Genomic DNA, 18,289 nt, shown 5'->3' with positions numbered 1-18,289 from the left:
AACTTTTAGGGGTCACTTCATTTTGAATTGCTCTTTTTTTAAAACGTCTATCAATACGGTAAATGAAATTTTTTTCTTGTCTTATTACGCCGTTTTCAACACTTTAATACCTTTTACGATATTCCAAATGAAGTAGTAAATTCCTACAAGAATGAACACTGCATATGTGATAATCATTCCAATTCCAGCACCGTCAGATTGATTGAATCCTAAACCGAATATTCCTGATACTGCTAGCCCTCCAAATAAGATTGCGTATGGGAAAACATGTGACCAAAATGCTTTTTTCGCGTGATATTTCACTTCATCTTCTGCAACAAAGTACACGATAATTGGCAGTAAAAATGGAGCGAAAAAGATACTAAAGTAACATAGCGAAGATAAAATATTATTTCCTTTCATCCGATTCACCTCTAAATAGTTTTTTTTACCTTCATTATGTCAGGAAACCATTCTAGAAACTATCGTTTTACCTTTCACGAACGTGACATATTTGTAAGATTTTCCTCAAATTAAATCCCGCCTGAAATTTCAGACGGGATCGCTTTCACTATATTCGATTCATAAACCAATATTGTGTAATCGCTAAATATTCTCGTATATTCGATGGAATGATGATTGGTTTCGGTGTTTTTGCCGGAAGACCTTCTAATTGTAAACCTTGTTTGGCCGCTATTTTTTTCGCTCTAAACATATGAAAATCGTTTGTTACGATCATACCTTTTTTCATATCGGCTGGGATTAACGGTTTTGAGAATATAATATTCTCATCCGTACTCGTAGATTTGTCCTCCATTATAATGCGGTCTTCTGCGATATTTTGTTTTATTAATCCCTGTTTCATTGCTAATGCTTCTGAAATGTCTTCACCTTTTCCTTGTCCTCCAGATACAATAGCGATTGTTTTCTCATGTGATTTTAAATATTCAGCTGCTTTATCAATACGATATTGCAATGAATAAGATGGTTTCGTCCCATTTACTTTCGATCCTAGTACGATTATGTAATCAGCATCGTAGGTGGCATTCATATGTCCATGCTTATAAATGTGATATTGTAAAAACCCCGCATACACGGCGCAAATCATTATAACAACTAAAATGCACTTCAGTATTTTCTTCTTTCTCATATTCATATACTCCTATTTTCTTTTACTTCCTTCATGATAATATCCATTTATTTGTTTGTATACAGACAAATTCCAATAAACCCTAATTTATCCTCCGAAAGGTAATATTTATATTACTTTCGGGAATAGTAAGTACAACTTTACACGAAGGAGTGTCTCTATTGCTTCTCTTTTTATGTAACGTGTCGTTCTTTTTTATTTTATTTTTACTATCGCTCAAGTTACTCGGTAAATCCGCGTTAGCACAACTAACTCCTCATGATTTTGGGGCTATAATCTTTTTATCTTATTTAGCTTTCCAGGCCATACCTGTCTCTGGTGCTTTACAAGCATTTCTCGGTATGGTTGTTATTACATGTTTACATTTACTCCTTACAAAATTAAGCCTATTTAACAAACTAAATCGTTTTATTCTCGGACACCCTATCATTTTAATTAAACATGGTGATATTATTTTTGAGAACTTACAAAAAAGTAGATACCCCATTGCAGAACTACTTTCAAATCTTCGCGTTGCAGGATATCCAAGTGTTCATGAAATTGAATACGCTATTTTAGAAGCGAACGGCGCTATTAGTATTTTACCAAAAAGAGAACTTGTACCATTAACTCCAAAAGATTTAAACATAGAAGTTAAGTATGCTGGATTACCAATTGCACTTATCGTCGATTCACAAATTCAATACGATAACTTAAAGTTAATTCATAAAGATGAAAAATGGTTATATAAAGAATTAAAAGAAAAAGGAATCACACATATTAAAAACGTTGCTTTCGCTTCTGTTCAAGAAACGGATGGATCTTTTGCGATTAGTTTAAAGGAATAAAAAATCCCCTTAATTGCTTAAGGGGATTTTCTTCATCATATCGCTTCTTTCTCTCCTGCCATATTTAATGGAACAGGATGTTTCGTACGATTCATCGTAAATACGATAATCGCGGTCATTACTTCCGCAACTGGCATAACGAGCCAAATTCCGTTTATCCCAAATAACTTTGGCATAATCCATAACAATGGAATGATAAATAGTAACCCTCGACTCATTATAATAAGTACTGATTTCTTCGTTTGTCGCACTGATTGGAAGTACTCTCCATACACAATGTTATAGCCTAAAAATACGTATTGAATAAAGAATAAGCTAATACCCGTTAATGTTAACTCCAATAATTCTGGAGATTGGACATCAAATAGACCAATGATATATTTCCCGAAGAATAATCCGACAATTATCGCAATACCCCCAAGTACAACAGCAATTTTCACAGCAAACTGCAATCCTTCACGCAATCTTTCTGATAAGTTTGCACCATAATGGAAACTCGCAATCGGTTGCAATGCAGCACCTACACCGAAGAATAATAGTAATGCCATTGCATGAATACTATTCACCATCGCATAGGAAGCTACTCCTGCTTCTCCTGCATATTGGACAAATGCGATATTAAAACCAATCGTTACGATTGCAACCGTACTTTCTGCTGTAAAACTGGGGAAACCAATCACCATAATTTGTTTGACAGTATCCCATTCAAAATGGAATTTCGTCCATTTTAAAATACTACTTTTTCTAAAGAAATGAGTTAATAATACAAGGAAACCAATCGCTGCCGAAAGAATAGTCGCTGAAGCAGCACCTGTTACACCCCATCCAAAAATAAAAATAAAGATATAGTCAAACACTATGTTTAATACAGCCGTTACAACAAGACCTGCCATTGCTAAATTAGGATTTCCATCATTTCGTATAAATGTACTTAAAATATTTTCTAAAACGTATATCATTCCAAATGTTAATAATACGTGTAAATAGTCTAACGCATATGGCAAAATTACTTCATTTGCACCAAATAAGTATGCTAAATCTTCTATTCTCCATAAACAAATACCTGCTAAAATACCTACAATAATAACTGCTACCGTCATAGATTGAGTAAAAATAGACCTTGCTCTTTCTCGTTTATTTTCACCTAATGCAATTGAATATAACGTTGCCCCGCCCATCCCAATCCATAATGAAATAGAGAAGAAAATTGAAAACGCTGGAATAGCCACGTTCACTCCTGCTAAACCGTTCGCCCCAACTCCTCTACTAATCATGACCGCGTCAATTACAATATTCACTGACATTAAAACCATTCCAAGAACGGCTGGTATTAAATAAGAAATAAATAAACTTTTAACTGGTTTTTCTCTTAATTTTTCTGTTGCTTCCATACTGTTATGCTCCTTTTTCAATGCTCTGTTCACAGTTTAAACCTTCAAGTAACTTGAAGGTCAAGAGAGAATTAAAAAAATAGGTAACTTAATTATCGGAATTGATGCAGGTTTGTAATTACTAAAAGCCCAACACTCTATTTTTTCATTACGGGAATTTGAATTTCTGTTACTTGCTCCTCTGGATTTTCCGTTACAGACCAATCAATTAATCCAATCTCAATTGAATCTCCAATTATTTCGTATCCTTCTTGATCAATGTATTCCATTAATTTCTTATATGTTTCACCTGTTTCTTCATATGATCCATGATGATAAGCGCACGCAAAGATACCAGCTTTAATTGAATCTGAACTATGTACTTGATAAGGCATATAATCCAAAAGAATAAATACGCTGCTATATGCTTGAAACTCCTTTTGCATGAATGCTTTTTTTGAAATTGTCACACCTATATCTCCTGAAAATAGACTATCATCCAGTTGCTTCATATTTTTTTGAAGCGAATGGATATAATAATCAAACATATCATCTGTCGTATTCGGTGCCACTGCAATCGCTGTTATTTTTCTTTTCGGTATTTTTTTAATAAGAATTCGATCCGTTTCAGCTTTCGTTGCCTTCTTTATTAAATGAATTCTATGTTCCATTTTTGCTAAAGCATATTCAATTTCTTTTTGCTTCTTTAACATCATCTCTTGCTGCTTCTCAAGTAAACTCAGTGCATACGATGGATTCCGCTCATCAATATATTGTTTAATTTCCTTTAACGGAATATTTAACTGCCGTAAAAATTTAATCATATCTAACAGTGAAAATTGATCGATTGTGTAATAACGATAGTTCGTTTGAGGATCAACAATGGACGGATGAAAAATTCCTTTTTCATCATAATAACGTAAAGTGGATTCTGCGATATTATGCATTTTTGCCATTTCTCCAATTGTAAAACGTTTATTTAATAACATGTTTCCTTCTCCAATTCATTAAAAATGTCACTTTATTTCTTCTTATTATATAGTGATTCCCTCCATACCTAAATCAAATTCCATCATGAAAATCTGCTATTTTTTCATTGATTTTTAATAAATTTTATTATATATTAATTACAGGTTCAAATTACGAGTTCAAAAGAACTTGTAATCAGACCCTTTTGTTTAATGGGTTTTACATATTTTCATTAGGCAAATTCCGAGAAATCGTATGATAAAAATAAAAATGATGAGGAGAGGATCAGATGGAATTCGAATTTTTCTTTCAAATTGCACTTATTTTATTAAGTACAAAGCTTGCTGGTGATCTTAGTGTTAGATTAGGTCAACCTTCTGTATTAGGTAAATTAATTGTCGGTATCGTTATCGGTCCAGCTGTATTAGGTTGGATTGAAAATTCAGAGCTTCTAACTCAACTAAGTAATGTCGGGGTTATTCTTTTAATGTTTATGGCTGGACTTGAAACCGACTTAGAAGAATTAAACGCAAATCGTAATTCTTCTTTAGCAGTTGCACTCGGAGGTATCATTCTTCCATTCGTAGGTGGTTACGTTTCCGGTCTTGTTATGGGAATGGAACAAGGAAACGCTGTATTCTTAGGATTACTTCTATGTGCGACAAGTGTTAGTATTTCCGTTCAAACACTTCGTGATTTAGGTAAGATGAAAACACGTGAAAGTACGACGATGCTTGGAGCTGCTGTATTTGATGACATTCTTGTTGTTATTTTATTAGCATTTGCAATGAGCTTCTTAGGAACTGATGACGTTAACTTAACAATGATTATCTTGAAGAAAGTAGTATTCTTCGCTTCTATCATTTTAATTGGATGGAAAGGTGTACCAGCGATTATGCGTTGGTTATCACCACTGCGCGTATCTGAGTCCATCGTGAGCGCTGCGCTTATCATCTGTTTCTCATTCGCATATTTCGGCGAATTATTAGGAATTGCTGGTATTATCGGTGCTTTCGCTGCTGGTATTGCAATTTCTCAAACGAACTACAAGCATGAAGTAGAAAAGAAAGTAGAACCAATTGCTTATGCTATGTTCGTTCCAGTATTCTTCGTTAGTATCGGTATGAATATTACATTTGACGGTATTGGCAATCAAATTTGGTTTATCCTAGCATTAACAGTAATCGCTGTATTAACAAAACTAATCGGTTGTGGATTCGGTGCACGAATGACTGGTTTTGATGCAAAATCTTCTGCAATTATCGGTGCTGGTATGGTTTCTCGTGGTGAAGTTGCACTTATCATCGCAGGTACAGGACTTTCTTCTGGACTATTAGCACAAGATTACTTTACAGCTATCGTTATTGTCGTTATTTTAACTACAATGATTACACCACCAATGTTAAAATACACTTTTGGTGCAAAAGATAAAACAATGAAAGCAAGCAAGTAAGTAAGTTTACTATAAGAATAAGAAAAGGAGATTACTATCTTACAAGATAGTAATCTCCTTTTTCATTTTATCTTTAAACAATTCCATTCGTTTTTAACCAGTTTTCAAAAATAGTTCGTGCTTCTTCATCATCGATGTCATTACTAAATGAATATACTTTAATACCATAGTCATCTATATATTCACCTAGCTTCATTTTCTCCACTTTTTTGTAAAAATCGTCTACCTCATAGTGTGGAATATACGCATCCCAAACTGGTTCTTTTATTCTTTTGTAAGCTGTTATTTCTAAATCATATCCGTCTTCATAATATCCGATGTGATAATGTTTGTTAGGATCATATTTCTCCATCAAAAGTCCCCTCCTACTAAACAAAAGCGAGCCTTATATTACAGCTCGCTCCTCTCTCTATTTATTAAATACGTTCCATCGCCGTCTTCAAAGTTCCAACAACAAAGGCTATTTCTTCACTTGAAATAACAAGAGGCGGCGCTAATGTTAAAACGTTATTATATCCTGCTGTTGTCATACCGTTTCGTCCTATAATTAAGCCCTTTTCTTTACAAGCATTTACGACACTTGCTATTTTATCATTATCAATTGGTTCTTTCGTCTCTTTATCATTTACTAATTCAATTCCAACTAGTAAACCTTTCCCTCGAATATTCCCAACAAGTGGATGTTCCCCAATTTCATCTTTTAGTTGCTCTAATAAAAGGGAACCCATTTGTGCAGATCGCTCGATTAAATTTTCATTTTCCATAATCTCTAAATTTTTAAGTGCTAATGCACAAGCTGCTGGATTTCCACCAAATGTATTAATATGGCGGAAGAATTCATATTCTCCTTTACCTTTAAAAGCCTCATATATTTCTTTTTTCACAGCTGTTGCAGATAATGGTAGATATGCGCTCGTAATACCTTTTGCCATTGTAATAATATCAGGTTTTACATCATAATTCATAAATCCAAATGCTTTTCCTGTACGTCCGAAACCGCAAATCACTTCATCACTAATAAGTAGCGCACCGTGTTTTTGACACGTTTCATGAACAGCTTTCATATAGTCTTGTGGTGGCATTAATATGCCCCCGCCTGTAATAATTGGTTCCATAATAAAAGCGGCAATTGTTTCACTTAATTCCCACGTCATAACACGATCGACTTCTTTCACACATTCTACATCATAAATATGCTGTCCTTCAATCTCAGGCATACGGTAACAATCCGGCGGTGTTACGTGTAAAAAACCTGAAGCAAACGGCTCATATTGATATCGACGCTGCGCTTGTCCCGTTGCTGCCATCGTCGCCATTGTATTCCCGTGATACCCGCGATAACGTGACATAAATTTATAACGATGTGGTTCACCTTTTTGAGCATAGTATTGCCTTGCTATTTTAAAAGCTGTTTCGTTCGCTTCTGAACCACTGTTTGAGAAGAAAATAACATACTCTCCCCCAAGCCACTCATTTAACTTTTCAGCAAGCTTTATAGCTGGCTCATGTGATTGTGACATTGGAAAGTACGATAATGTTTGTAATTGTTCATAAGCCGCTTCTGCGAGCTCTTTTCTTCCGTATCCACTATTTACACACCAAAGACCACTCATACCGTCTAAATATCTTTTTCCTTGTATATCTTCAACCCAGCACCCTTCTGCTTTTGCCCCTACCATTGTACTACTTGGACTAAAGGGACGCATTCCGTGCCAAACATATTGCTCATCTTTTGCTAATAATTCGTCAGTTTGTTTCGTTTTCATCATTTCTTCCACCTTCCATAACAACTTATTTTTCACAAAATCTGCGCTGGTGCCATGATGATTTAAATTTCTCCCTGCTTATTTTCATTCCACAAAATTTTGACAAATCCTACTTACAACGCAGTAATATTTATCCCGCATTAACGGGCAGTAAAAATCCCACCCCAAAATTCAGCTGGAGCAAAGAAGTTAGGTGGGAGATTAACTTCTCGTAAAAGCCCGATTGGTTCAATTAATAATCAGTGGGGATGCCCCCCCACTGATTAAAGTTTCACTTTATAAGAAAATGACAAAAGAAAAAGAGCTTTTCTTTTAATACGAAAAGCTCCTCTTTTATTTAATGTGAAGATGCATCGCTAATACCATGACCAGTATTAGATTTCACAAGGATTTCATCAAATTTCGCTGCGTCCTCTTTCTTACTCGATAAAACAGTTCCTAAATATGCTGCAAGGAACCCGAGCGGGATCGAAATAATCCCCGGTGTTGTATATGGGAATATCGCTTCCCCGACAAAAATAGCTTTTCCAGCCACAGGATTCCAAACGTTTGGACTTAACGCTACGAGAACGATTGCTGATACAAGACCCGCAATCATACCGCAAATTGCTCCCGTTGTATTAAAACGCTTCCAATAAATTGTGAATAATATTACTGGTAAGTTTGCACTAGCAGCAACTGCAAATGCGAGTGATACTAAAAATGCTACATTTAATGTTTGCGCAAATAAAGCGAGTATAATAGATACAATCGCCACGCCAATAGATGCATAACGAGCCATGGATACTTGCTCTTTTTCTGTTGATTTCCCTTTACGGATAATCTCATTATAAAAATCATGGGCGAATGCTGATGCTGCTGTTAATACGAGTCCTGCTACTACAGCTAAAATTGTTGCAAAGGCAATTGCTGATACGAAAGCAAATAAGAAGTCCCCACCTAACGCTTTAGCTAATAAAGGTGCTGCCATATTACCCGCTGGATTCGCTTTTATAATTGCCTCATTTCCTACAAACGCTGCTGCTCCAAATCCTAAGAAAATCGTCATAATATAAAATGCACCGATTAACCACGTAGCGTACACAACAGATTGACGTGCCGTTTTGGCATCACGTACTGTGAAAAAGCGGACAAGAATATGCGGTAATCCTGCCGTACCAAGTACTAGTCCTAAATTTAAAGAAAGTGTATCAAGACCATCTTTATACTTTACTCCCGGGTTTAAAAATGAATCTTTTAGTGGGGTAGCTGTTTTCATTTGAGCGAACATTTCAGTCACACTGAAATTAAATTTTGAGAAAACAATAACAGAAATAATAAATGTACCAGCCATAAGTAGTACAGCTTTAACAATTTGTACCCAGCTCGTAGCAGTCATACCACCAAAAATAACGTACACTGTCATTAATGTACCCACGATTAAAACTGATGTCGTATATTCTATTCCTAATAATAATTTAATAAGTGCACCTGCACCGACTAATTGGGCAATCATATAAAAAATTGAAATTGTCATCGTATTCAGTGCGGCAATACCGCGAACTTTTTTCGCATCAAAACGCGCTGCAATCATATCCGCCAATGTGTACTTCCCTAAATTTCTAAGCGGTTCTGCAACTAGGTATAATACAACTAAATACGCAACTAAAAATCCAATACTATAAAAAAATCCATCAAATCCAGTTAAGGCTATCGCTCCAGCAATACCGAGGAATGACGCAGCAGACATGTAATCTCCAGCAATAGCCAGTCCGTTTTGCCAACCAGTTAATCCCCCTCCAGCCGTATAAAATTCACTCGCATTTTTCGTCTTTTTCGATGCAAAATAGGTTATGACGAGCGTACCAAGAACGATAATTAAAAATAGTGCAAAAGCAGTCGTATTCAAACTCATCCCCTCCCTTTTTGCATGTTTTGCAGAATTTTTCTGGAGATTTCATCAAAGGATTCTGCTTTTTTGCTATAAATCATACATAGTGCCCACGTCATGATAAATTGTGCAAAAGCAAATACCCACGCCCATGTAACGTCACCAAATGCGGGGGTGTTGAGCACCTTTGAATACGATGTTAAAATAGGTAATGCAATAAAAAAGCTTAAAAAGAAAATACTCATCGGAATGATAAACTTCTTTTTCGTATTTAATAACAATTGAAATTCTTCAGACTGAACAACCTCTGTATAATTCACCTCATTTTGCAACTTACGTGCCGACGTATCGTCTCGTTTCATTCTCCGATCCCCTTTCTTACTTGAAATACACTTCCCCCTTGCATGCCAAAAGACTAAATTTTATAAATATTCAGAAACTTATATTCATTTTAGACAATCCATACATTCATGCAAAGATTTTTCGCTAGACATTTTTCGGCAATTTCTCCTAAATTTTTAATATACTTTTTCAAAATAAAGTGTAACTTTAATCAGCAAGACGAAAGCAATGCTTAACGCACTACTTTTGTCTTTTTTTCCTTTTCTAAATTACGAGCTGTTTCGCTTAACTCAACATCTTTTCCATCTTTAAGCGTTCCAAATATAAAATCGAATACTGGATTCGATACACCGAACCAAAACTTTTCATTTTTATAATGATGTAATATATGCTGTTTTTTTAGCCATCTTCCAAACTTAGTGAAGGGACGAATCGGTCTATGTGCAATATAATGTTTCCATTCGTAAACGAGCAACATAATAATCATTCCGATTCCAAATGAAAGTGTAATTGTAACACTTTTCGTAATACCATATGCTATAAGTAAATATATAGTAAAACTAGGTATACTAAACCATACAGGTAAAAATAAAAGTTTTAAATCATCTGGATATACGTGGTGATCATAATGTAATCTTCTTAGCATTTTTAATAGAAATGTGTTTTTAGGTGGCTTTATATGGAATAAGAAACGATGTGTCATATATTCATTAAGTGTATAGAAAACAATCCCAAACATACATGCTAACATGCCAACCCAAGAGAAAAATTGCATTTTTAAAATAATAATGAAAATAAATAGAATACTATACATAATAACGATATCATGTTGTAAAAAGAACTCTTTCCCCACTTTCTTCATCTTATTTCCCCCTTTTCCAAAAAAACAGCCGCAACATATCGTTACGACTATTTCTTTTCTATTCTTATTCTATTCACTTTACAAATTTGCCTGCTGTTCTATTGTCGAGAAAAAATTGTTCGGTCCAAATATATTTTGCTTCGGAATAATATGTTCCACTGCAAATACTGTTACTTCTCCTCTTTGCACTTCTCCAATAATGAGCCCAAATATTTCATGATTTACTGCAAACGTCGGTTGCTTTGTTTGTAGCAATCTTGCTGCATTATGAAATACCGCTTCATATAGTGGATTCCTATCAGTAATTTCTTTTCGGATTTTTGGTGCTAGCGTAATAATAATTTCTTTTCCGTCAATAGTGGTTCGATACATGAAAATCTCCCCTTCAATCTTATGTGAACAACTGTAAAGCTTTGTATGCAAAATGGATAGAATATCCTACTAAAATAATACCTGCTCCGGCTGTTATATAGCCAAGTGCTTTTTGCTTTAATAACGTCCTGCCAAAATGGACAGAAAAAGCGATATTTAAATTCCATAAAATAATGCCAACGATAATACAAAGGCTATACAAAAAGGCTTCTTGTTTCGTTACCTTCGTAAGCAATGAGCTAAGTGTACTTCCGTATATACCAAACCAAAAAACAAGATTTAACGGATTGGATACCGCAATTAAAAAACCTGCCATAAACGATTGTTTAAGGCCACCTACCTCTTCCTTTTTATATTCCATATTCGTGTGGGAAATTCCTTGTTTTACACTTTGAAATCCTAAATAAAATAATAAGAAAAACCCTGTGCAATACATAAAAGCTTGTACATATGTATACATAAACACAGAAGATAAACCGAAATAAATGAGAAGCATAAACAAAATATCTGCAGTCATTCCACCAATTCCAACAACCCACGCATGCCAAAAACCTCGTTCAATTCCTCGTTTTAACATTTCAATATTAATCGGACCTACCGGCGCAGCTAATGAAATACCTAATACAATTTGTTGTATAATCGCTCCAAACATCGCTCTATCCTTTCTACTTCCTTTACTATTAAGTAATGATGTAATGATTAAAAATAGACTAGCTTTTATCAAAATATTTACTAATAAAATACCCTTTTTTATCCAAAATATGCAAAAGAGCCATCCGGATGATGGCTCTACTTTTCTAACTTATGAAGAAAAGGACATTTTCCTTTTATCGGCTCTACATCGTCTCCTATGAAGTATTGTTTCCATTCCCGATGATCTGGATCACCATAATGACTAATGTTAGGATGCTTTGGCAGCTGATCCCACTTTTCAACTCGATCTCGGACCGTTTGTCTTGAATATGCTCCTTTAGGACGATCCCCTTCTAATCCATCAAAGATGGTGCGTGGTTGAAATCCAATAACGAGAGAATTTCCTAAGTGCCTAGTTTTTCGTTGTTTATACGCTGGCGCATTTCCAAATGCGAATATCGGTTCCCCGCCAAATGAAAATTCCCATAAGTAATGGTCTGGATTTTCAGGAATTTGCTTCGGCCATTCTTGATCATCGTTTCCGTGTAAATATTGTAGTACTTTCCAAAAGTAATCACGATAATATTCAAGTGATTGTTCCTCACATTCCGGTTCTACAAAAAGAAAAAAGCCTCTTCTTACAATTGGGCGCTCTTTCATTAACTCTAAAAAAGATAACATTGTATGCGGTAAATGACTCCAATCATTATGAGAAAGAAACGAATAACGAAGTTCATTCTTTTTCAAAGCTGTTAAACCGAAATAACACGGGAAAGTTGGTTCTAGCACAACACTCGAAAAATTTTGAAATTCTTTTGTAACCCAATTTGGTATGTCAGTTCTCTTTTTCATTCCTTCATTATCTAATAAATAAGACTTATTCATTCTTTCACCTCATTATGTATAGCATTCAATTAAGACTATTACATACTCGGCCTGTCCTATACCTATTTAAAAATTCGGCTGAAAAATTATTTAAAAATACAAAAAAATAAAATCGCTTACTTGACTAAATTCTACCAATTCGTGTATATTTAAATTAATCATTTAGCAGAATATTCAAGAATATAGCATTTTTAGTTTATATTATTTTTTAAATGAATTTCACTAAATGAAAATAGTAAACGCTTTTAGGAGGAATTGTAACATGCAAGGAAAAGTAAAATGGTTTAACAACGAAAAAGGTTTTGGATTTATCGAAATGGAAGGCGCTGACGATGTATTCGTACATTTCTCTGCTATTCAAGGTGACGGCTACAAAGCTTTAGAAGAAGGTCAAGAAGTATCTTTCGATATCACTGAAGGTAACCGCGGACCTCAAGCTGCTAACGTAGTAAAACTTTAATCCAACATATAACAGGAGGTTACCTTACTTGGTAACCTCCTTTGTTATTCCTTTGTATATTTCCGTTTTACAGAGCAAAAACTATGTGAAGTGCGCGATTTACAAAGGAGGAAATAACAATGGGATCAGAAGTAAATGATTTTGAAGAAGTAAAATTCCGTGTAGAAACAGCACAAAAGATGGTAGGTTCTGCGACAATTTCAATGGATCCAGACACATTAGAGCATGCTACTACTGCAGTAGAAGCAGCTCGCTCACAGCTTGAAATTATGAAATCTGTTGCAGTAGATTTAGATGAACCATTTTTAATGAACGAGGAAAAAAAACTAAGCAAATGCGAGCAGCAATTAAACGAAGCAAAGCACTAAAAAAACATCCAGAGAACTTTCTCTGGATGTTTTTTCATGACAACTGTTCTCCATACTTTTTCAATGTTTCTCCAACTGTACATTGCCTGATACAAAAGGAATGAGCATAATACTTACTATTTGTCTTTCGATTATGTTCTCGCAAAAAACACCCTTCACAATACGTTTCTAATAAGTCATTTACCTCTGTAATGAGTTGCTTTTTATCCACCTTTGCACCTCTCTATTCGGTTATTTCTTTATGACTATCAATGACTGTCCCTTCTAATGCTTGCGTTGCTAATTGATGTGCTTCTTTATTTTGTTTTCTAGATATCGGTTCACATACCAGTTTTAATTTCATTTGCTTCGCCTTTTGTTCAATTTGATCTAAATAATGGTTTAAATGTTCATCATAACAAGGCCATTCTCCCGCCAATTGCTGCAATACAACTTGAGAATCTCCGCGAAGTGTAACTGCTTCATATTTAATCCCTAATTCCTCGAGTATATTCATACCGTATAATAGTGATGCATATTCCGCTTCATTATTATCATCTATACCTTCTATATATGCATTGCGGCGAATTCGGTAGTTTGTATTTCCTTTTTTATAGTACACACATATACCAACGCCAGCTTCTTTCGTTTGCACATCATACCCCCCATCAAAATAAACGAGTATTTCTTGGGGCTCTTCCTCTACTTGTTTACTCAGTTTTTTCATTTCCTTTAATGACCATTCTGCATCCATTTCATCGTAAAATAAAAGTTCCTTAGCTCTTCCTGTTTTCTCAAAATCCTCTGCAAATTGAAGTACTTCTTCTATGTTCATATAATCTGTTGTTAATTCCGTCTGCAATCCACGCTTCGTTTTATACAACCAATGAATTTTATATTTCATACTAGATTCCCCTTATGTAAGACTTCTTATATGTAGCCAGCTAATGAAAGCCTCACTTTATTTTATTATATTTTATCTAGAGTCACAGCATTATATTCAATGTGATTACATACAAAAAAAGCTATCCCTATAGGAATAGCTCTTTCATCTATTACATAAATCTTTCAAATTGTACTCGCTTATTAATCCAGTACATTACAGGCATACCAATGGCCATTACAACAAATTCACCGATTGCACATGTTAACCAAGACAACATAAATGGTAAACCCAATGCAAGATGAAGTTCAATTGCAATCATAAACATTGTAATCGTAAAGATAACTGTATTAAAAATCATACGAGCCCAAACACCTTTAATAAATCGCATAGAAATAATTGTTGCAACTAATGCAAGAATAGATTGACCTACTCCAAATACTAAATCATAAGCGATCATAGGTGAGAAAAAGAGATTCGTTAAAAATACACCTAATACAATTCCGTAAATTGCTTTCTTGTTAAATACAACGAGATGATTAAACATCTCTGAAATACGAAATTGTACATTCGTAAAGCCAAATGGCTGAATAAGCATAGAAACAGCAATATATAATGCCGCTAAAATACCATTACCGACTAAAGTTCTAATATTCATGACAAAATCTCCTTAGTTTTTTTACGTGGGATGGTTTCGAACCACGTTATTCGTTTTTTAAGCAACAAGATTATATTTTACGTGGTAGCCCCTCTTTCGTCAATAGATTTCCTATCATAAACTACCTTTTTTCTTTTAGACAACGTATAATGAAACATATGAAAGATTTAGGAGGTTTCACTTCATGACAGCAACAATTCAAAATGAAAAAGTGATCGTTTCCATTTCTGACAAAGGTGCAGAATTACAAAGCGTTCGCTTAAAAGAAGACAACACAGAATATTTATGGCAAGGTGATTCTACATATTGGGGACGTCGCGCACCCATTTTATTCCCAATTGTCGGCCGATTAGTAGATAATACATACTACGTAGATGGTAAACCATATTCATTAACACAACACGGTTTCGCTCGTGATCTTACTTTCTCTGTGAAAGAACAAAGCGAAACAAAGATCACTTATATCGTTACTAGTAATGAAGAAACATTAAAAAAATACCCATATGAATTCGAATTACTTGTTTCTTATGAGCTAGACGGACAAATCGTTCATGTAACATATGAAGTAAACAATCCTAGTTCAAAAGAGATGTTCTTCTCAATCGGAGCACATCCTGGTTTCAACTTCCCCTTATTAGAGGGCGAATCATTTACAGATTATCATTTATCATTTAATGGTTCTGAACGCTTAGAAACAAGTGTATTAGAAGGACCTTATCTTTCAAACAAAAAGCAATTAATCGCTGAAAATACGACTGAATTGCCACTTACATATGATTTATTCAAAAATGATGCCCTTATTTTTGAAAATATGAATACGGATGAAATCTCTATTCGTTCTCATAAACATAATAAATTTGTAAAAGTAGAATTTGATGGATTCCCATTTGTTGGCGTATGGACACCAGGTGAGAATGCACCTTTCTTATGTATTGAACCTTGGTACGGAATTGCCGATGAAGTAACTCCAGCAAAAGATTTCAAGGAGAAAAAAGGAATTCAATCTTTACAAGCGAATGAAACATTTACATGTCGTTATAGTATTACAATCGGCTAAGTTACTCTATCCCCTACTTAAAAGGAAACATATAAGTAGGGGATCATCTTATCATTTGGAGGTTTCCCATTTTGATTGAAGTATATATTGATGGTGCATCAAAAGGAAATCCTGGTCCTTCTGGTGCAGGCGTATTTATTAAAGGGGTGCAACCAGCTGTACAATTATCATTGCCCCTTGGGACAATGTCCAATCATGAAGCAGAATACCACGCTTTACTTGCGGCATTAAAATATTGCACGGAGCATAATTATAACATTGTCTCTTTTCGTACAGATTCGCAACTTGTTGAGCGAGCTGTTGAAAAAGAATACGCAAAAAATAAAATGTTTGCACCACTATTAGAGGAGGCACTGCAGTACATAAAAAGTTTCGATCTCTTTTTTATTAAGTGGATTCCAAGTAGTCAAAATAAAGTAGCTGATGAATTAGCTAGAAAAGCTATCTTACAAAATTAACGGGGGTATGAGTGTGAAAAAAGATTGGATTGCTCCTCTTGCTTTATTATTTGTCTCTTTTATTTGGGGGGCTACATTTGTCGTCGTTCAAAATGCTATGTCTTTCGTTGGTCCATTTACCTTTAATGGTATTCGCTTTTTATTCGCTGGAATTATTTTATTATTCGTTCAAATGATTTTCGCAAAAAAAACTACAAAACAAGATATAAAACAGAGTAGCCTCGCTGGATTAATCGTTGGATTCTTTTTATGTGTTGGCTATGTATTACAAACATTTGGCTTACTTTATACAACCTCTTCAAAAGCAGGTTTCTTAACAGGGCTTAGTATCGTTATGGTGCCCATTTTGTCTTTTATCTTTTTAAAACAAAAAGCTACCATTTTTATCGTACTTGGTATTGCTGTGGCAACAGCAGGTTTGTACTTATTAACAGCTGGTGATTCTTTTCAATTAAACATTGGAGATATACTCGTTCTCGGTTGTGCAGTCGCTTTCGCTGCCCATATTCTTATTAACGGCTTCTTTTCTAAGAAAATATCACCTTTACTATTAAGCACATCTCAAGTATTAGCTGTTGGTATATTTTCTTCTATTTGCGCTTTTTTGTTTGAAGATTGGGAACAATTATTTTCAGTGTCACTATGGACGAATCAGTCCTTCTTATTCGCTCTATTTCTAACTTCTCTCTTTGCAACATCCATTGCTTTTTTCATTCAAACATCGGCACAAAAACACACTTCTCCAACGAGAGTAGCAATTATTTTCGCAATGGAGCCCGTTTTTGCTGCATTAACAGGCGTTCTCGTTGCAAATGAGCAGCTTTCTATTTCCGCTATTATCGGATGTCTATGTATTTTCTTAGGAATGATTTTTGTTGAATTACCTTCCAAAACAAAAAAAGAAGCGCAGGCTGCGTGAAGTTACGCTTGTAACTTCCGCATAAAAGCCTTAGCGCTTTTTTTATCTGTAATTTCTTCCTCTTTCAATCGTTCTAATAACGCAACGAAATAACTGCCATCAAATTGTAATTGATGTTTAATTGTCGCTTCAATTGCTGCGTTCACAATTCCATCAGATGCACCAGTATATCCTTGTCCGAACATAATAAACCCTTGTGCTTCCTCTGATAATTTAAATCCTTTCGTATGTAAGAATGAAAGATAATCTTCTACTGTTTGCATGATATTCCCACCTACTCAAAAATTCTCCACTTCTTATCATACATGTTTTTACACGCTGTGAGAATGAATTTTCTTTGACAACTTTGTAAATCAGTCTCTACTTCGCTTGTAATGGAGGATTTCCTTACAACATGAAGGAATATGTACAGTGGAACTTATTTCATATTAAAGGGGAGACACGATGAAACAAGCACTATTAATTATCGACGCTCAGCAAGAATTAATTGATGGAAATGAGCAAGAAAATGAAGTTTTTCGTAAAACCGAGCTATTATCTACACTAAATACAGCCATACAGAAAGCAATAGATTCAAATGCTCTTATTGTTTTCGTAAGAGATATCGATGTTGCTTCTGGTAGTGGCGAAGGATTTGAAGTACATAATCAAATTAAAGTACCTCAGTCTGCAACCCTTATTAATAAAGCAGCAACCAATTCATTCTATGGCACTTCTTTACTTGAACTTTTAAAAGAAGAAAACATTAATCATATTGTTATAGGTGGATGTAAAACAGAACATTGTATTGACACTGCTGTTAGAACAGCAACTGTACAAGGCTTTGACGTTACATTAATTAAAAACGGTCATTCAACAACTGATTCTAGTGTGTTGTCTGCAGAGCAAATTATTGGTCATCACAATAAAACTTTACACGGTCATTATAACGTTGATCATTTTTCTATGGTGAGAGATATCGAGGAAGATCTCTTTCAGCCAATTCATGATCAATACCGTGATTAAATGAACGATAAAAAAGAATCCTCA

Annotated in this window: 24 protein-coding genes and 1 riboswitch; of the genes, 8 read left to right on the top strand and 16 right to left on the bottom strand. The window is 34.7% G+C overall.

The features are described 5' to 3' along the window. Window positions 1-84 precede the first annotated feature (84 nt). Both COK05_RS25505 and COK05_RS25500 read right to left on the bottom strand, forming a co-directional pair. A complete protein-coding gene (locus COK05_RS25505) occupies window positions 85-402 on the bottom strand; it encodes a DUF4870 domain-containing protein (RefSeq protein WP_098614777.1) in 318 nt (105 codons plus the stop codon). 148 nt (window positions 403-550) lie between these two features. Further along, window positions 551-1,129: a YdcF family protein gene (locus COK05_RS25500; RefSeq protein ID WP_098614776.1), complete on the bottom strand. Its 579-nt coding sequence runs from the start codon at window positions 1,127-1,129 to the stop codon at window positions 551-553. Window positions 1,130-1,290: 161 nt separating this feature from the next. Between COK05_RS25500 and COK05_RS25495 the strand changes: the two genes are divergently transcribed. Beyond that, window positions 1,291-1,956, top strand: coding sequence for a DUF421 domain-containing protein (locus COK05_RS25495; RefSeq protein WP_098614775.1), 666 nt, complete (start codon window positions 1,291-1,293; stop codon window positions 1,954-1,956). Between the two features lie 35 nt (window positions 1,957-1,991). Here the strand turns inward: COK05_RS25495 and COK05_RS25490 are convergent, their stop codons facing one another. Continuing rightward, window positions 1,992-3,347, bottom strand: coding sequence for an MATE family efflux transporter (locus COK05_RS25490; RefSeq protein ID WP_098614774.1), 1,356 nt, complete (start codon window positions 3,345-3,347; stop codon window positions 1,992-1,994). Window positions 3,348-3,484: 137 nt separating this feature from the next. Continuing rightward, window positions 3,485-4,315, bottom strand: a complete 831-nt coding sequence (locus COK05_RS25485) for a MerR family transcriptional regulator (protein WP_098614773.1) — start codon at window positions 4,313-4,315, stop codon at window positions 3,485-3,487. Between the two features lie 269 nt (window positions 4,316-4,584). On the opposite strand from COK05_RS25485, the gene COK05_RS25480 reads away from it, so the two are divergent. Beyond that, the gene (locus tag COK05_RS25480) at window positions 4,585-5,748 is read left to right on the top strand and encodes a cation:proton antiporter (RefSeq protein WP_098614772.1); all 1,164 of its coding nucleotides are present in this window, start codon (window positions 4,585-4,587) and stop codon (window positions 5,746-5,748) included. A gap of 73 nt (window positions 5,749-5,821) precedes the next feature. Here COK05_RS25480 and COK05_RS25475 read toward each other — a convergent pair whose 3' ends face one another. The 8 genes from COK05_RS25475 to COK05_RS25440 form a co-directional block, all read right to left on the bottom strand. After that, window positions 5,822-6,100, bottom strand: a complete 279-nt coding sequence (locus tag COK05_RS25475) for a DUF3986 family protein (protein ID WP_098614771.1) — start codon at window positions 6,098-6,100, stop codon at window positions 5,822-5,824. Window positions 6,101-6,164: 64 nt separating this feature from the next. After that, window positions 6,165-7,514, bottom strand: a complete 1,350-nt coding sequence (locus tag COK05_RS25470) for an aspartate aminotransferase family protein (RefSeq protein ID WP_141539254.1) — start codon at window positions 7,512-7,514, stop codon at window positions 6,165-6,167. A 337-nt stretch (window positions 7,515-7,851) separates the two neighbouring features. After that, a complete protein-coding gene (locus tag COK05_RS25465; protein ID WP_218010110.1) occupies window positions 7,852-9,402 on the bottom strand; it encodes a solute symporter family protein in 1,551 nt (516 codons plus the stop codon). A 2-nt stretch (window positions 9,403-9,404) separates the two neighbouring features. Continuing rightward, window positions 9,405-9,746, bottom strand: a complete 342-nt coding sequence (locus tag COK05_RS25460; protein ID WP_098614768.1) for a DUF485 domain-containing protein — start codon at window positions 9,744-9,746, stop codon at window positions 9,405-9,407. A gap of 212 nt (window positions 9,747-9,958) precedes the next feature. Beyond that, on the bottom strand, window positions 9,959-10,588 hold the full coding sequence (locus tag COK05_RS25455; protein WP_098614767.1) for a sterol desaturase family protein: 630 nt from the start codon (window positions 10,586-10,588) through the stop codon (window positions 9,959-9,961). A 78-nt stretch (window positions 10,589-10,666) separates the two neighbouring features. Next, window positions 10,667-10,960, bottom strand: a complete 294-nt coding sequence (locus COK05_RS25450; RefSeq protein ID WP_000286361.1) for a hypothetical protein — start codon at window positions 10,958-10,960, stop codon at window positions 10,667-10,669. 19 nt (window positions 10,961-10,979) lie between these two features. After that, complete coding sequence (locus tag COK05_RS25445) at window positions 10,980-11,612, bottom strand: LysE family transporter (RefSeq protein WP_098614766.1); 633 nt, start codon at window positions 11,610-11,612, stop codon at window positions 10,980-10,982. A gap of 137 nt (window positions 11,613-11,749) precedes the next feature. Further along, window positions 11,750-12,478 carry a YqcI/YcgG family protein gene (locus COK05_RS25440; protein WP_098614765.1) on the bottom strand — a complete coding sequence of 243 codons (729 nt, stop codon included), beginning with the start codon at window positions 12,476-12,478 and terminating at the stop codon, window positions 11,750-11,752. Window positions 12,479-12,740: 262 nt separating this feature from the next. Between COK05_RS25440 and cspB the strand changes: the two genes are divergently transcribed. Together cspB and COK05_RS25430 are read left to right on the top strand one after the other, a co-directional pair. Beyond that, window positions 12,741-12,938: a cold shock-like protein CspB gene (gene cspB, locus COK05_RS25435; RefSeq protein WP_001161731.1), complete on the top strand. Its 198-nt coding sequence runs from the start codon at window positions 12,741-12,743 to the stop codon at window positions 12,936-12,938. Between the two features lie 119 nt (window positions 12,939-13,057). After that, complete coding sequence (locus COK05_RS25430) at window positions 13,058-13,306, top strand: DUF2564 family protein (RefSeq protein ID WP_000534400.1); 249 nt, start codon at window positions 13,058-13,060, stop codon at window positions 13,304-13,306. A 34-nt stretch (window positions 13,307-13,340) separates the two neighbouring features. Here COK05_RS25430 and COK05_RS25425 read toward each other — a convergent pair whose 3' ends face one another. From COK05_RS25425 to COK05_RS25415, 3 genes are all read right to left on the bottom strand, one after another. Next, window positions 13,341-13,517: a zinc-finger domain-containing protein gene (locus tag COK05_RS25425; RefSeq protein WP_000358801.1), complete on the bottom strand. Its 177-nt coding sequence runs from the start codon at window positions 13,515-13,517 to the stop codon at window positions 13,341-13,343. 12 nt (window positions 13,518-13,529) lie between these two features. Next, complete coding sequence (locus COK05_RS25420) at window positions 13,530-14,189, bottom strand: ribonuclease H family protein (RefSeq protein ID WP_098614764.1); 660 nt, start codon at window positions 14,187-14,189, stop codon at window positions 13,530-13,532. A 151-nt stretch (window positions 14,190-14,340) separates the two neighbouring features. Beyond that, window positions 14,341-14,826, bottom strand: a complete 486-nt coding sequence (locus tag COK05_RS25415; protein WP_001026474.1) for a QueT transporter family protein — start codon at window positions 14,824-14,826, stop codon at window positions 14,341-14,343. 6 nt (window positions 14,827-14,832) lie between these two features. Further along, window positions 14,833-14,877, bottom strand: a riboswitch (PreQ1 riboswitch). Between the two features lie 133 nt (window positions 14,878-15,010). Between COK05_RS25415 and COK05_RS25410 the strand changes: the two genes are divergently transcribed. The 3 genes from COK05_RS25410 (at window position 15,011) to COK05_RS25400 (ending at window position 17,260) form a co-directional block, all read left to right on the top strand. Then, complete coding sequence (locus COK05_RS25410; RefSeq protein ID WP_098614763.1) at window positions 15,011-15,883, top strand: aldose 1-epimerase family protein; 873 nt, start codon at window positions 15,011-15,013, stop codon at window positions 15,881-15,883. 71 nt (window positions 15,884-15,954) lie between these two features. Continuing rightward, window positions 15,955-16,341 carry a reverse transcriptase-like protein gene (locus COK05_RS25405; protein ID WP_000573873.1) on the top strand — a complete coding sequence of 129 codons (387 nt, stop codon included), beginning with the start codon at window positions 15,955-15,957 and terminating at the stop codon, window positions 16,339-16,341. Between the two features lie 13 nt (window positions 16,342-16,354). Next, window positions 16,355-17,260, top strand: a complete 906-nt coding sequence (locus COK05_RS25400; protein ID WP_141539253.1) for a DMT family transporter — start codon at window positions 16,355-16,357, stop codon at window positions 17,258-17,260. 2 nt (window positions 17,261-17,262) lie between these two features. On the opposite strand, the gene COK05_RS25395 is transcribed toward COK05_RS25400, so the two are convergent. Further along, window positions 17,263-17,523, bottom strand: a complete 261-nt coding sequence (locus COK05_RS25395; protein ID WP_001195212.1) for a DUF6123 family protein — start codon at window positions 17,521-17,523, stop codon at window positions 17,263-17,265. Window positions 17,524-17,704: 181 nt separating this feature from the next. On the opposite strand from COK05_RS25395, the gene COK05_RS25390 reads away from it, so the two are divergent. Continuing rightward, a complete protein-coding gene (locus tag COK05_RS25390; RefSeq protein WP_098614761.1) occupies window positions 17,705-18,265 on the top strand; it encodes a cysteine hydrolase family protein in 561 nt (186 codons plus the stop codon). Window positions 18,266-18,289 lie beyond the last annotated feature (24 nt).

It is taken from the genome of Bacillus cereus (assembly GCF_002567495.1).
GTDB classification, from domain to species: Bacteria; Bacillota; Bacilli; order Bacillales; family Bacillaceae_G; genus Bacillus_A; species Bacillus_A cereus_AQ.
The sequence above is the reverse complement of the archived record's forward strand: the minus strand, read 5'-3'. Positions and strand labels throughout refer to the sequence as shown.